Origin of the sequence: Aquiflexum sp., assembly GCF_041749095.1 — a bacterium.
In the GTDB taxonomy this organism is placed as follows: Bacteria; Bacteroidota; Bacteroidia; order Cytophagales; family Cyclobacteriaceae; genus Aquiflexum.
The window spans coordinates 20,922-35,646 of the sequence record NZ_JBGTCA010000284.1; the positions used below are offsets into that span (position 1 = coordinate 20,922).

At 38.7% G+C, this 14,725-nt stretch carries 15 protein-coding genes; 12 read left to right on the top strand and 3 right to left on the bottom strand.

The annotated features are described in order from the left end of the window. Window positions 1-7: 7 nt before the first annotated feature. Both ACEW8O_RS13325 and ACEW8O_RS13330 read left to right on the top strand, forming a co-directional pair. Window positions 8-268: a DUF2188 domain-containing protein gene (locus tag ACEW8O_RS13325; RefSeq protein WP_373495116.1), complete on the top strand. Its 261-nt coding sequence runs from the start codon at window positions 8-10 to the stop codon at window positions 266-268. A gap of 208 nt (window positions 269-476) precedes the next feature. Next, window positions 477-899: a hypothetical protein gene (locus tag ACEW8O_RS13330; RefSeq protein ID WP_373495117.1), complete on the top strand. Its 423-nt coding sequence runs from the start codon at window positions 477-479 to the stop codon at window positions 897-899. An 89-nt stretch (window positions 900-988) separates the two neighbouring features. Here the strand turns inward: ACEW8O_RS13330 and ACEW8O_RS13335 are convergent, their stop codons facing one another. Then, entirely contained in the window at window positions 989-1,702 is a 714-nt protein-coding gene (locus ACEW8O_RS13335) for a ThuA domain-containing protein (protein ID WP_373495118.1), read from the bottom strand. A 292-nt stretch (window positions 1,703-1,994) separates the two neighbouring features. Between ACEW8O_RS13335 and ACEW8O_RS13340 the strand changes: the two genes are divergently transcribed. Further along, window positions 1,995-3,113 carry a Gfo/Idh/MocA family protein gene (locus ACEW8O_RS13340; RefSeq protein ID WP_373495119.1) on the top strand — a complete coding sequence of 373 codons (1,119 nt, stop codon included), beginning with the start codon at window positions 1,995-1,997 and terminating at the stop codon, window positions 3,111-3,113. A gap of 353 nt (window positions 3,114-3,466) precedes the next feature. Next, window positions 3,467-5,065: a TrkA family potassium uptake protein gene (locus ACEW8O_RS13345; protein WP_373495120.1), complete on the top strand. Its 1,599-nt coding sequence runs from the start codon at window positions 3,467-3,469 to the stop codon at window positions 5,063-5,065. 177 nt (window positions 5,066-5,242) lie between these two features. Here the strand turns inward: ACEW8O_RS13345 and ACEW8O_RS13350 are convergent, their stop codons facing one another. Beyond that, window positions 5,243-5,707: a GNAT family N-acetyltransferase gene (locus tag ACEW8O_RS13350; RefSeq protein ID WP_373495121.1), complete on the bottom strand. Its 465-nt coding sequence runs from the start codon at window positions 5,705-5,707 to the stop codon at window positions 5,243-5,245. A gap of 105 nt (window positions 5,708-5,812) precedes the next feature. Continuing rightward, a complete protein-coding gene (locus ACEW8O_RS13355; protein WP_373495122.1) occupies window positions 5,813-6,337 on the bottom strand; it encodes a YdeI/OmpD-associated family protein in 525 nt (174 codons plus the stop codon). A gap of 220 nt (window positions 6,338-6,557) precedes the next feature. Here ACEW8O_RS13355 and ACEW8O_RS13360 point away from each other — a divergent pair, with 220 nt between their 5' ends. The 8 genes from ACEW8O_RS13360 to ACEW8O_RS13395 all read left to right on the top strand — a co-directional run. Further along, a complete protein-coding gene (locus tag ACEW8O_RS13360; RefSeq protein ID WP_373495123.1) occupies window positions 6,558-10,058 on the top strand; it encodes a CheR family methyltransferase in 3,501 nt (1,166 codons plus the stop codon). After that, window positions 10,055-10,504, top strand: a complete 450-nt coding sequence (locus ACEW8O_RS13365) for a response regulator (protein WP_373495124.1) — start codon at window positions 10,055-10,057, stop codon at window positions 10,502-10,504. Before ACEW8O_RS13360 ends, ACEW8O_RS13365 begins: the two co-directional genes overlap by 4 nt. Before the next feature lie 22 nt (window positions 10,505-10,526). Beyond that, a complete protein-coding gene (locus ACEW8O_RS13370) occupies window positions 10,527-11,108 on the top strand; it encodes a helix-turn-helix domain-containing protein (protein ID WP_373495125.1) in 582 nt (193 codons plus the stop codon). 380 nt (window positions 11,109-11,488) lie between these two features. Beyond that, window positions 11,489-11,644 (top strand): hypothetical protein, encoded by a 156-nt coding sequence (locus ACEW8O_RS13375; protein ID WP_373495126.1) that lies wholly within the window; start codon window positions 11,489-11,491, stop codon window positions 11,642-11,644. Window positions 11,645-11,801: 157 nt separating this feature from the next. Then, window positions 11,802-12,785, top strand: a complete 984-nt coding sequence (locus ACEW8O_RS13380) for a manganese catalase family protein (protein WP_373495127.1) — start codon at window positions 11,802-11,804, stop codon at window positions 12,783-12,785. Between the two features lie 54 nt (window positions 12,786-12,839). Continuing rightward, window positions 12,840-13,415, top strand: coding sequence for a ferritin-like domain-containing protein (locus ACEW8O_RS13385; RefSeq protein WP_373495128.1), 576 nt, complete (start codon window positions 12,840-12,842; stop codon window positions 13,413-13,415). Window positions 13,416-13,591: 176 nt separating this feature from the next. After that, window positions 13,592-14,272, top strand: coding sequence for a hypothetical protein (locus ACEW8O_RS13390; protein WP_373495129.1), 681 nt, complete (start codon window positions 13,592-13,594; stop codon window positions 14,270-14,272). A 70-nt stretch (window positions 14,273-14,342) separates the two neighbouring features. After that, window positions 14,343-14,725, top strand: a 383-nt coding sequence (locus ACEW8O_RS13395) for a DUF4142 domain-containing protein (RefSeq protein WP_373495130.1), incomplete at its 3' end; no start/stop codon positions are given.

Consider the following 14,725-nt stretch of genomic DNA (forward strand, 5'->3'; position numbering starts at 1 on the left):
TTGTTATATGAATACTACGGAAATTTTAAATATAAGAAATAGATTCAAAGAAGCTGGTGCTTCTGGAAATAAAGCTCACGTCGTGGCTAGTCAAGGGAAGTGGATATTATTGAGGGATGGAAGTCCAAAAGCAGTTGCCACACTCAATACCAAAGCAGATGCATTGGAGGAGGTAAAAAAAATGATTGGTACTGGAAACATTGATAGAATTGTAATTCATAGACCGGATGGGTCAGTTGAAAAAGTTCTTGTTATAAATTCTAAATGAATAATAGGTGGATTTTGAGAAAAATGTTTTTATCAATTGCCCTTTTGACAATGCTTATAAGCCCATTTTAAAATCAATTTATTTTTGCCTCACCTATCTTGGATATAATCCATTACTTTCTGAAACAAAAAATTCCGCCGAATCACGGATAAGTAATATTCAAATTTTAATAGAAAAAGCAAAATTTAGCATCCATGATATTTCCAGAATGCAAGCAAGTAAAAAAAATGAACTTGCCAGATTTAACATGCCATTTGAATTGGGAATGGATATTGGTTGTAAAAGATTTGGGAATCAGATTTATAAAGACAAATCATTCTTAATTTTCGACAAGGAGCATTACAGATATCAAAAAGCCTTATCTGATATTTCAGGAAATGATATTCAAATCCACAAAGATATTCCTGAAAAAGCCCTAAGGCATGTCAGAAATTGGATTTTCAAACAAAATAATAAAAAGATAGATAGTGCCAATAGAATTTGGAATTCCTTCAACCAATTTAATGGTGATTTCTATTTGATTCTTCAAAGTGATGAATTGAGCCAAGAAGATGTGGATGAAATGCCATGGGAAGAACACCGGAATTACATACTTCAATGGATGGAAGGACGAAAAAAATTCAACAATTGAATTTCAAAAATAAATTTAAAGACCAAATTTTAAATAAAGTGGATTCTAGACCAAAATAATTATTTTGTATGAATTTATGTCCTGGAGTATTATCGAAATCCCGCCCAAATCAAACTTTCAATCACCAATTTCCTGTAACTCTTATCTGAAAACACCTCAGGGCCATGTCCAGGTTGGATATACACTGATCGGGATTTAGGGTTGATTTGCTGACACCAAACCACAGGATTCATACTTTTCGGATGGTCGGTTTTTGCCAATACATGTATATTTTTGTTGACAGGGGCATTGATATAGATTTCATCAAAAACTTTAAAATCCTTAATTCCTGAGGTGATGGGATGTTTGGAGTCAGTGATTTGGATATTAAATCTCACATCATGTTGGTATCCTGAAGGATTGCTGTTATCAGTGGATGGTTCTACATATCGTCCCCCCAGCACCTGTTGATAAAACTCCCAATCCTGATAGGAGGGTAGGGAATGATGGAGAAAGACCAAACCTATTCCTGATTCTACCTTTTCTTCAAATCCTTTTTTCTGTTCTTCGGTAATCTGTTGGACCATATCATAAAACAGTACCAAATCAAAATCATCACCATATTTGCCCAGCCAAAAGTCATTGGCCTTTGGGTGTAGGATTTCTGTGAACTCTATATTTTGAAAACTGTCCAACATCTCAAAAAACACTTCCCTGTCAAAGTCATGCCCGCCTGTAATCAATAGCACCTTTAAATTATCTTCCTGCGCAATGGATTGGAAGCTTGTCAGTAAAATCAGGAGGAGGATTAGGATTTGATTCATATTTTAAAAATAGTGAAAACTTATGGATAATAGTTTACAAATCTAAAAGCTTGATTGAATCATTTAATAGAACGCTGATAACGCTGATTTTGCTGATGTCCACAGGTAAAAAAATCAGTGCAAATCAGCTCCATCAGCGTTATCAGCGTGCCAAATGCAGTAATTGGAGCTTTAGCCTATGATTAAGATAGTTTTAATCCTGATTTTAATAAAAACTGATATAACTTGCAGATAGGCGCAATCAAAACAAAAAGAAATAATACTCCAAACTAACAGCCCAAAATCCCATACCATGAAAAATTCCCTTATACTCCTTATTCTTATGATGTTCAATTTTCAGCATCAGACAGTTTTTGCACAACAAACTTCCCAAGAACCTGTTCGCATGGCCATGATGGGGCTGTCACATGGGCACTCTCCATGGATATTCAACAGGAAAGATAAATCAGATGTTGAATTGGTGGGTATCTATGAACCGGATGAAAAATTGGCAGCATCGTTTGCCAAACGATATGATTTGGGAAAAGACCTATTTTTTAGCGATGCCGATCAGATGTTGGATAAAGTTATGCCTGAGGCTGTATTGGCATTTGGTTCTATTTATGACCATTTGATGGTGGTTGAAAAAGCGGCACCCCGTGGAATCCACGTGATGGTTGAAAAACCCCTGTCTGCTTATTATGAACATGCCGTAAAAATGAAAGCATTGGCTGAACAACATGGCATTCATCTCTTGACCAATTTTGAGACATCATGGTATGCCAGCACCGAAAAGACCTATCAATTATTACAGGACAAGGCTACGTTTGGTAAGATCCGGAAAGCGGTTTTTCATCATGGTCATAGAGGTCCAAAAGAAATTGGGGTTGGAAAGGAGTTTTTGGATTGGCTGACAGATCCTGTTCAGAACGGTGGAGGTGCCCTGATAGATTTTGGCTGCTATGGGGCCAATATCATGACTTATTTGATGGAGGGCAGGAAGCCAATCTCAGTTACTGCAATTACCAATACATTTAAACCTGAAGTCTATCCCAAAGTGGATGATGAAGCTACCATTATTTTGGATTACGGAGATGCGCAGGCCATCATACAGGCTTCCTGGAACTGGCCTTTTGACAGGAAGGACATGGAAGTCTATGGGGTTTCCGGACATGTGATCAGTGAAAACAGATCAAAAATGAGGATAAGAAGCTGGTCCTCAAATGAAGAGCAGCTTTTGGAGGTAACTCCCGAAGAATTGGGAGTCTATGTTGATCCATTCTCATATTTTGCAGATGTGATACGTGGTAAAATTAATGTGGAGGAATATAGTCTGTATTCATTGGGCAATAATATGATAGTTGCCGAGATTCTTGATGCTGCCAGGCAATCTGCCGCTAAAGGTCAAACAGTTTATTTGAAATCAGAATAAAAACCAATATCAAGATGATAATTTGATGGTTTTATTGATATTTTATGGATTTCAGTAATTTTGACCGAAGCCATTTAAACTAAGTTGAATGCTGACATATCCAATATCAATCCATTTCCAATACCGAAAAAATCGGGAATAGTCATCAATCAATATCTGGTTGAATAGTAATTGAAGGACAATTTGGTAAGTGGCAGAATTAAGTTTATTCTTATGGAAATTACAATTAGCCCCAAACTCAATACTTTCAAAGCATGAAATTCCTTACTTCCCAGATGACTTTTTTTTTGCAGAACAAACCTGATCGGAGAAATCTCAGGCTTTTATTTAATTTTTTGTTGATCCTGCTAGTAATGATCACAGTATATTCAATAATCTTTCATATTTTGATGCTAAGGGAAGGGCAATCCTTTTCCTGGTTGACTGGCTTTTATTGGACCCTTACTGTGATGTCCACCTTGGGATTTGGGGATATCACATTTCATACTGATTTGGGTCGGTCGTTTTCTATTTTGGTTTTACTTTCAGGGATGTTGTTCTTGTTGGTTTTGTTTCCTTTTACCTTTATCAATTTCTTTTATTCGCCTTGGATGAAGGCCCAGGAGCAAGCTAGGGTGCGTAGAGAATTGCCCATTGAAATGAAGGGGCACGTCATTTTAACCAAATATGGCCCCGTTTCAGAAGCACTGATCAAAAAACTGAACAGGTTTAAATATGATTATGTGGTCTTGGTGGGCGATCTCACTGAAGGATTGCGGCTTGGTGAACTGGGAGTAAAAGTGATGTTGGGGGACTTGGTGGACCCTCAGACCTATAAGAATGCCAGGGTTGAAAATGCGGCCCTTGTTGCAACGACGGAATCAGACGTTCTAAATACCAATGTTGCATTTACTGTTAGGGGTATCAGCAAAGAAGTCATCATCATCTCTACAGCAAATACGGAAGCCGCAGTGGATATTTTGGGACTTGCAGGTAGCAATAATGTACTTCAATTGGGGGAAATCATGGGGCTAATCCTATCAAGAAGGGCCAATGCGGGTGATGCATGTGCCCATGTGATTGGGCGTTTTGGTGATTTACAGATTGCGGAAGCTTTGGTAACCGGGTCATCGTTGGTGGGGCTTACCTTAATAGAAACTGAGCTAAGACAAAAAGTAGGTGTGAGTGTGGTGGGGGTTTGGGAGAGAGGGAAATTCATGGCAGCTAGACCTGAAACAAAAATAAATTCAAGTACAGTATTGGTATTGGCAGGTTCCGGCGCTCAGATGGACATGTACAACCATAGTTTCGGTGTAAAATGTGAATTTACATCACCTGTATTGATATTAGGAGGAGGAAGGGTTGGAAGGGCTACAGGTAGGGCATTGGCTGCCCGTAATCTTCAATATAAAATTGTGGAAAAAGATCCACTCAGGGTTAAAGGAATAAAAAACGCCATAGTTGGGGATGCTGCTGATCTGGAAGTACTCAATCAGGCAGGGATTATGGAATCTCCTTCGGTGATCATTACAACCCATGACGACGATGTCAACGTCTATCTCACGATATACTGTAGGCAACTCCGCCCCGATATCCAAATTATCACGCGGTCCACTTTAGAAAGAAATCTCGGGACGATGCACAGGGCAGGGGCGGATTTTGTGATGTCATATGCATCTATGGGTGCCAATACTATTTTGAATCTCCTTCAAAGAAGTGATATTCTGATGGTGGCAGAAGGTCTTGATCTGATCAAAGTGAAAGTGCCATCTCAACTCTCCGGAAAAACTATTAAAGAATCCTCCATCAGAAAAGAAACAGGCTGTACCATTATCGGGATAAAGCATGATGGAGAAATGCATATCAACCCTGAACCCAGCATGATATTGCCGGAAGATGCAGAAATCATCCTAATCGGTACCGTGGACGCAGAAAACCAGTTTTTTCAAATTTACGGCACAAAAGATCTCTAGTCTCAGTAAGCAGTGTTCAGTTGGCAGTGTTCAGTGCTCTGTAGGCAGTGATCAGTCTCAGTAGGCAGTGGTCAGTTTACAGTAGGCAGTTTACAGCAGGCAGTATTCAGTAAGCAGTCATCGAACTTCGGACTTCTGACTTCGAACAATTTGCCCCTTCCAATTAAAATTTTTACATCAAATATTCTTTTCCAATACCATCAAATCCCTGCATTGAACCCCGTTTTCAAAAATCGGGACTTCATAATTATCGATAAAAAATTCAGGAATTATTTCGAGAAGCAAAAATCCCCTACTAAGGTACAACTTCAATTGAGCGATGCTGGTGTTGGCCGTGGCAATCCGAAGTTTCGAAAATCCCATGTTTTGGGAGATTTCTTCGGCATGCCCCAGCATCAATTTCCCCAATCCCTTTCCTTGGAATTCAGGGAGTACTGCAATATTCTTGATTTCAATCGTTTCTCTTTGGTCAAGAGGAAACAATACATATACCCCGATTATTTTTTCAATGGATTCTACCAAATAAACTTCCGAATACGGAAGGTATGAATCTATCATCCTGCGCGATGGATCAGCCAATTCTAAAAGATAGTATGGTGGCGTTTCATCCTTTTGTAACTGTCTGATATTTATTTCTACCATTGTTTAAATTTGAACCACAAAAGAAACAAAAGGGGACAAAAGATTATATCACCAAAGGTCGATATTCAGGAACTTTTGTATTCTTTTGTCACTTTTGTGGTACCATTATTTAACATTCCCCAAATTATTGTAATACTTTATTTTCTCATTCAGCAACTTGTAATCCAGTTGTCCTTTTACATCTTTCAGGTGCTCGATAATGGCGAGGGATTTGTTGAGCCTGGAATTGGGATTTTTGACCTTGGCGACAAGATAGACAAGGCTTCTTTGCTTTCCTTTTGTCAGTGCATAAAACAACTCACTTCCCAATTCATCCTGATCCAACAACACCTGTAATTCTTCGGGCATCTCATGCCCATATTCTGAATGGTCTTTTTCAATGTTGACAGTCAGTTTTTCACCTTCTTCGATTTTAAGTTGGCTTCTCAAAGTTTTGTTGATCAATATAAACCAATACTCCTTACTTTTCATCAAAGCAGCAGGATAGGGGGTAAGTTCATTCAGTTGGCAGAGAATTCTTTTGTTATTCCCTTCAATAAAAGATAGGGCAATGTCCTCAGGCACCGGGATATGGAAGTGCCATAAGTTGGTATGGAAATTTTCAAGAGTGGTGGTAAAGGATTTTTTCATTTATGAAAAATATTATTTTTTATTTGAATTTCTAAGTTTCTGAGTTACTCTCTGAGTCAGGGAATATTGTAACTAAAAATAAAATATTTACATCTTTCACATTTAAATCAAAGCATTCGGAACGAAAGCGTAATATTGGTATCTTTAGGAATCAGACGTTGATTGAGTCACTTAATTTTTACAAGTGGATCATTTAGCTGCCCTTTTCAAAAATTATCTCATGGAACAATCCGGGAATAAAATCAAGGTCAGGGATTCGGTTTCAAATACGGCCGGGAAGGCTGCTTTTCCAATAGTTGCTATTGGTGCGTCGGCCGGAGGACTCGAAGCTGTCTCTGAATTGTTGAGGAATCTGTCCCCCAACACGGGCATGGCATTTATTTATGTACAGCACCTCAAGCCTGACCATAAGAGCATGCTTGCCCCACTGCTGTCCAAAATCACCTCTATGGTGGTAAAGGAGGTGGAGGACAAAGTACTGATAAGTCCTGATTGTTTTTATATCATACCTCCCGACAAGGAGATCTCTGCACAAAATGGTCATATAATCCTGAAACCAAGGCCTGAAAGTCCCAAATTCAATCTGCCAATTGATATTCTTTTTACCTCTCTTTCCAAGACTCATGATGAAAATGTCATCGGGATCGTGTTGAGTGGAAGTGCAACTGATGGAACTATAGGCCTGAAGTCTATCAAGGAGAATGGCGGTCTCACTTTTGCCCAGGATAGTTCTGCCAAATTTGACAGCATGCCCAAATCGGCCATTTCAGCAGGCATTGTGGATTTTATTCTGTCCCCAAAAGAAATTGCCCAGGAGCTGAACAGGTTGAGTAAACATCCTCTGGTTATAAATACCGAACAAAGGGGCAGAGAGGAAGATCAGATTGCTGATTCCAATCCCGACCTAAGGGCTATACTGTTCAGTCTGCTCAAGTTTACGGGTGTCGATTTCACAGTTTACAAAATGAGGACCATCAAAAGGAGGATTTTGAGAAGAATGCTGCTCAATAGGATAGATGACCTCAAAACCTATTTGAATCTGGTCGATGATCAAAAGGAAGAACTGGATATTCTTTATCAGGACTTATTGATCAATGTGACCAGTTTTTTCAGGGATTCAGATACCTATAAATATCTGAAGGGGTATTTGATTCCCAAACTTCTAAAATCAAAAAAAGAAGGAGAGACACTGCGCATTTGGGTGCCGGCATGTTCCTCCGGTGAGGAAGCTTTTTCCATTGCCATGATGATTCTGGAAGTCCAGGAAAAAATGGAAAACCCTGTTCCCATAAAGTTGTTTGCCACTGACCTGAGTGATAAGGCCATCGGCAAAGCCCGGATTGGCATATATACCAAAAGTGAACTTGAATCTGTTTATCCAAGACGATTGCAGCGGTTCTTTTCCAAGAACGACGGCAATTACAAGATTTCCAAATCAATCCGGGATATATGTGTCTTTGCTACCCACAATGTTCTCAAAGACCCGCCATTTTCTAAGATAGATTTTATCAGTTGTAGAAATCTGTTTATCTATTTTGATATACAGGCACAGAAAAGGGCCCTTGCGACTTTTCATTATGCACTGAACGATAATGGCTATCTGATGCTCGGCAAAGCAGAGACAATCAGTTCTTCCACTCATTTATTCACCCAGCTTGCCAAGAAATTTAAAATCTATTTGAAAAAAAGCAATACAGATAACGTCCTGTTTACATTGCCCTACAAAAGTATGCCCATAAAAGAGACACTGCCCGCCAACCGTTCAGACCATCAGGGGACGGGTTCAGGTCTGTCTGAATTCAATACCAAACACAGTAGCATCGGACTGGCGCAGGCCATAGACGCCATTTTAGTTTCTGATTTTTTGCCTGCCTCGGTAGTGATCAATCAGCAGCATGAAATCAAGCAGTTCAGAGGCAATACAGACATGTATTTTAGCCATGTATCAGGAAAGGCATCACTGAACATCTTCAAGCTGGTCCGGAAAGATATTGCATTTCATTTGAGAAATCTGATTTCCAAATCCTTCAAAACCAATCAGCGGATCAGAAAAGGGGGAATCGAACTGAAAATCAACGATACCTTATATATCATCAGTATTGAGGTGGCTCCTATCCAATTGGATTTTGATGAGAAATTGTTGTTGGTGGTTTTTTCCAATCATGAGCAGGTCTTGGGCCTGGGGGAATTAAAAGATAATGGTGATGGGCAATCCAAGCAGGTCAAGCTTCAGGAAAACAGAATCAACCAGCTTGAGGAACAGTTGGCAACTTCTCATGAAGATGCCGTTGAACTTGCCCATGAACATGAGGGATATATAGAGGAGCTGCAAAGCGCCAATGAGGAAATCGTGTCCAGCAATGAAGAACTGCAGACTGTCAATGAAGAACTGGAAACTTCCAAAGAGGAACTTGAATCTTCCAATGAGGAGCTCATCACTACCAATCAGGAACTGCAAACGCGGAATGACCTTCTCAGTGAATCTTATGATTATTCCAAGGCCATTATATCAACCCTGCACGAACCATTGATTGTATTGGATAATAATTTTAGAATAAAAACATCCAATGATTCATTTTTTAAAACCTTCGGAATAAAAAAGGAAATTATGGAAGGCGAAATCCTGTTTGACCTCGATGACAAAGCTTGGAATATCCCGAGCTTAAGAGAATTGCTTGAGCATATTGTTCCTAAAAATTCCTCTTTCGTTAATTATAAAGTGGCCCACAATTTTCCGAGGATTGGGGAAAAGGTCTTTTTGCTCAACGCCAATCGAATTGTTCAAAAAAGTCATGGCGAACAATTGATCCTGCTTTCTTTCAATGATATTACTGAGACTGTAATGATGCAAAAGAAAGAGTTGGAGGTTTATGCAAAAGATATGAAGGAATCCCAGGATTATAACCTGAAGTTGGAAAAAGCGGTAAAGGAAAGAACCAAACAACTGGACCATTCCAATAGGTCATTGGCAGAAAAAAACAATGAACTAGGAAAAATCAACAAGGAACTTGAGGCTTTTGCATATATCTCGAGTCATGATCTGCAGGAACCTTTAAGGAAGATACAGACTTTTGCAGACAGGATACTTGAAAAAGAATTGCCCAATTTAACACCCGATGGGAAGGTCTATTTTCGTCACATGCAACAATCAGCCAATAGGATGCAGTTGCTGATTGAGGAACTATTGACGTTTTCAAGTCTCAATTCTGCAGAAAGGAAATTTGAGATGATTCATCTCGAAGATATTGTCAAGGAAGTTGAATGGGAATTGAAAGAAAATCTGGAAGAGAAAAAAGCTGTCATTGAAACAGGAGACATGTGTGAAATCAGCGTGATTCACTTTCAGTTCAGGCAATTGATCAATAACCTGATCGTCAATTCATTGAAATTTTCCAAACCTGCAATACCCATTAAGATCTCTATCTCCTCCAAAATTGAAAAAAAAGAAGATATCCAATTAAATGAAAACCTGGCCCATAAATATTATTGCCATATCCGGTTTTCAGACAATGGGATAGGATTTGATCAAAAATACAGCGTAAGAATATTTGAAGTTTTTGAAAAATTACACAGCAAAGATGAATATCCTGGTACAGGTATAGGGCTTGCTATTGTAAAAAAAGTTATAGATAACCATAATGGATTCATATATGCTACAAGTGAGTCAAATAAAGGAACTATCTTTGATATATACCTCCCCGCAAAACCACCAAAAAAATGAGCGATCAATCTCTTAAAATTATACTTGCAGATGATGATGAAGCAGATCGACTGCTGTTCAAAGATGCGTTTTTTGAAATAAAGTCAGGAATTATCATTGAAACTGTCAACGACGGTATGGAATTGATGAAACTTTTGTACGCTACTGAATCCGAAAATCTGCCAAATATCCTGTTTTTGGATATCAATATGCCACAAAAAACCGGCATAGATTGCCTTAAGGAAATCAGGGCTGACAATAGGTTCAAAGATGTTACAATCGCCATCTATTCTACCTCTTCCAGCGAAAAAGACATGGAGGAGACGTTTATCCATGGAGCCAATGTTTACATACATAAACCTAATAGCTTCGAGAAATTGAAGAAGGTTCTTGAAAAAGCAATCATGAATGCCCAAGTTTACCAAGAACCTCCATTCAATAAAGAAAATTTTCTATTAAACGCTTAATGATCGGCATAATCTAAAAATCGTGGACAATCAGAAACTACATATCAAATACATGGTAAGCCTCCGATGCATCATGGTGGTCAAGGAAGAACTGCGGAATTTGGGTATCAGGTTTGTAAATGTTTCCTTGGGAGAAGTTGAAATAATGGAAAATGTAACCCGGAATCAAATGGAAGCCCTAAGAACCAATTTGAAAAAAATCGGGCTGGAGCTTCTTGAAGATAAAAGGAATATCCTCATCAATAAAGTTAAAAATGAGGTCATTACACTGATACATCATTCTGACAGCATACTCAAAGTCAATTTTTCGGAATATCTCAGCAATCAGCTTGGATACGATTATACTTATCTGTCCAACTTATTCTCAGATGTCACGGGAATAACCATACAGCAGTTTATCATTTTCAATAAAATCGAAAAAGTAAAGGAACTTTTACTCTACAATGAGCTTAATCTGACAGAGATTTCCTACAAATTGGATTATAGCAGTGTCTCCCACCTTTCCAATCAATTCAAAAAAGTAACCGGCCTCACTCCATCTTATTTTAAGCATATGAGGGAATTGCGCAAAGCTCAGGCTGAAAAAAATAAATCCGTTTTTTAAAAGCGTATATCCTACTGACGAGTATAAAGGAATCCTTTCTGAATTGAATGTTGATCTTGAACAAAAAAAGTTAGAATTCATGCTCCTGTAATTTTCGGTGCGCCCAAGTGAGTGTCTCACTCACTACCGCCCCATGTGAGTGTTTCCACTCACATGACTTTCTTCTCTTCTGACTTTCTGACTTTCTACATAATTAGCCTAAAATGAGAGGTAATTGATATTTCATCATATCTTTTGAAATTTCTACAACATTTAAATAAGTATCAAGAACATTTTTAACTGTTAATTTCATAATATATTCAAAATAACATGTAATTATTTTAATATAAAAAATCTGAATTTTGTATTGTATATATTTTCAAAATATACAAAATCATATTATGAAAAAAAATCAGAAGAAGGAAAGTGCAAACCTGGATAAAGGTGTTTTGTCAAGGCTAAATGACAATCCAGACCAAAAAGAAAAGGTATCGCCATCGGACAAGGAAAAAGGAATCCTATCTGAATTGAATGATGATCCTGAGAAAAAAAAGTGAGGCTTCTAACATGATGGCTTTCATCATGCATGGAGGTAATTAAATCTGATTATCCTAAGTGGAACCTCTTGTAAAACAAAAATATTCAAATTCGAAAAACCTATAAACGGTAACTAAAATAATATTTAACCATTTACTTTAACCAAACCACAAAGTTATGTTTCACCATGTAAAAGAATTACAATTTAATGCGAGAGTTTCCAAGCCGGATGTCCGCTTCGCAAAATTATTGCTCGAGCAATTTGGAGGGCCAAACGGAGAACTGAAAGCGGCAATGCAGTATTTTGTTCAGGCTTTTGGCTGCAGAAAAGCCTATCCTGATAAATATGACATGTTGATGGACATAGCTACCGAGGAATTCAGTCACCTTGAAATTGTGGGTGCCACCATTCAGATGTTGCTGACCGGGGTAAATGGAGAATTGAAAAATGCAGCCGATGAATCAGACCTGACAAAAATGTTGGACGGTCAGGCAGCCAAAGAAAATTATATACACGACGCCATGGTCAACCCACATTTTTTCATTGTAAGTGGTGGTACACCCACATTGACTGATAGCGTAGGCAATCCCTGGAGTGCCAGCTATATCATGGGAATGGGGGATTTGACGGCAGACTTGCGCTTAAATATCGGTGCCGAGACAAGTGCCAAAATGGTCTATGAAAACCTCATGAAATTCACTGACGATGTTTATGTAAAAGAATCGCTCCGATTTTTGATGACCAGGGAAGTGGCCCATTTTCAGATGTTCCAAGCGGCTTTGGACACGATCAAACCCAATTTTCCTCCCGGAATTCTGGAAAGTGATCCTAAGTATAGCAACAAATACTTCAACATGTCAAATGGCGAAGATGTCAAAGGGCCTTGGAATGAAGGGGAAAGCCCATTGATGGGAGAGGAATGGCAATACATAGAGAATCCCATCCAACATGTCAGGGATACCAACGGCTTGTTAGACGAAGAAGCAGAAGGCACAGAGCGAACTGAAAAATCCGTCCAAACTGCCAATAAAAAATTAAGTGAAGAAAGGAAAGAAAAGGTAGACAAAGCAACTGCTCCATCAAATGGCGTCATGAGTTGGTCGGTATATGAGGACAGTGAGAAGTCAAGAGAGGAGAAAGAATCCTTTGTATCAAAATAGAAAAAGCCGCAAAGCCAAAAATAAAATTTAAACTAAACCAATACCCATAAAAAGATGGAAAGTAAAAAAACCAATTCGCCAAAGTCAACCAATGGATCTAAGAAATCCAAGTCAGACAAAAAATCTTCCATGCAATCTTCTCAACTGATGAAGTTGTTTGAGGATGGATTGAAGGACATTTATTGGGCAGAAAAAGCTTTGATAAAAGCCATACCAAAGATGATCAAAAATGCTACTTCAGAGGAGTTGGATGAGGCATTGTCATCTCATCTTGAAGAGACTAAGGAACATGTTACAAGGTTGGAAAAGGTTTTCTCATTGATTGAAGTCAAAGCTGTAGGAGAAAAATGCGAAGCTATGGACGGTTTAATAGATGAGGCCTCTGATATCATGGAATCATGTGAGGAAGGCTCCATGCGTGATGCCGGAATCATCTCTGCTGCACAAAAGGTAGAGCATTATGAAATTGCCACATACGGCACACTTCGACAATTTGCAGAAACGCTGAAATTGACTGAGGTGGAGAAACTGTTGGCAACTACCCTTCAAGAAGAAAAAGAAGCTGATCTAAAATTATCTGATGTTGCTATGGATGCCATCAATGTAGAAGCGGCAGAGGAAGCAGTCTAATTTGTTATCATATGAATAGATTATTTAAAGGCCTGATAGCAGGCTATGGTGCCAAAAAATTAGGAGGGGGATGCTTCGGGACTATAATTGTCTTTGTAATCATTTACTTTCTTTTAGGTCAATGCAGCTAATAATCAAATACAATTTACAATCAAATAATATTAAATAACTTAAAAATGGAAAATCAACGAAATGAAAATGACCTTCTACAAGGAAGGTCCTCTGAAAGAAATCAAGGTCTAGGTGAAAGTACTTCGGATAGGAGTCGAGGACTAGGTGAAAGGACTTCTGACAGAGACTATGATCAAAATGAAAGGAATTCTGAAAAAAGTCAAGGACTGAATAAAAGAGTACTGACAGGTATGTTCCGTGACCGCGAAAGCGCAGAAAATGCCTACAATACCCTTCACGATAGAGGCTATTCGAAAGATGAAATCAACTTGCTGATGTCAAAAGACACACGGGAAAGAGATTATAAGGAAGAAGGAGCTGAAAAGACCGAAATAGGAACCAAGGCTGCCGAACATGCAGGTAAAGGATCTGCCATCGGGGGTACTTTAGGTGCAATAGGAGGTGTGATTGCTGCCATTGGTACAAGTGTAGTTATTCCCGGATTGGGAATTCTGATAGCAGGGCCATTAGTAGCAGGTTTGGTCGGTGCCGGTGCAGGTGGTATTGCCGGTGGTCTAATCGGTGCCTTGGTCGGTTCAGGTATACCTGAAGCTAGGGCTAAATTATATGAATCCGGAATCAAAGAAGGCAATGTGGTCATTACGGTAACCCCGAAAAATGAAGAAGATGCCAAATACCTACAGGACAATTGGAAATCTCACAGTGGTGAAGAGATTCACTATTAATATCCCAACATGTACAAAGGACTCTGAAAGCACCCTTGTATATTTTATGAAAACTAAACCAATTATTACTATGAAAAATCTAATAAATTTAAAATCAATCCTGATGTACACTTTGTGTATCGCAGGCACATTAGTTATTGCAACATCATGTTCTGAAAACAGAACCAACGATTCGAGAGATGTTGCTGAACAGGAGAATAGTTCTAATCTGACTGCAGACAATACGGCCGGAAACAATAGAACTGCCGTGGTAATTGACAATGATAACGACGCTCAGTTTTTGATGGATGCTGCCGAAATGCGATATGAGAATATCAGCTTAGGGCAATTGGCCCAACAAAAAGGCAATACTGCTGATGTAAAAGAACTGGGTAAGATGATGGAAGAGGAAAATACAAAATCCCTTAACGAACTTAGGACTTTGGCACAATCTAAATCAATTGCAATTCCAAC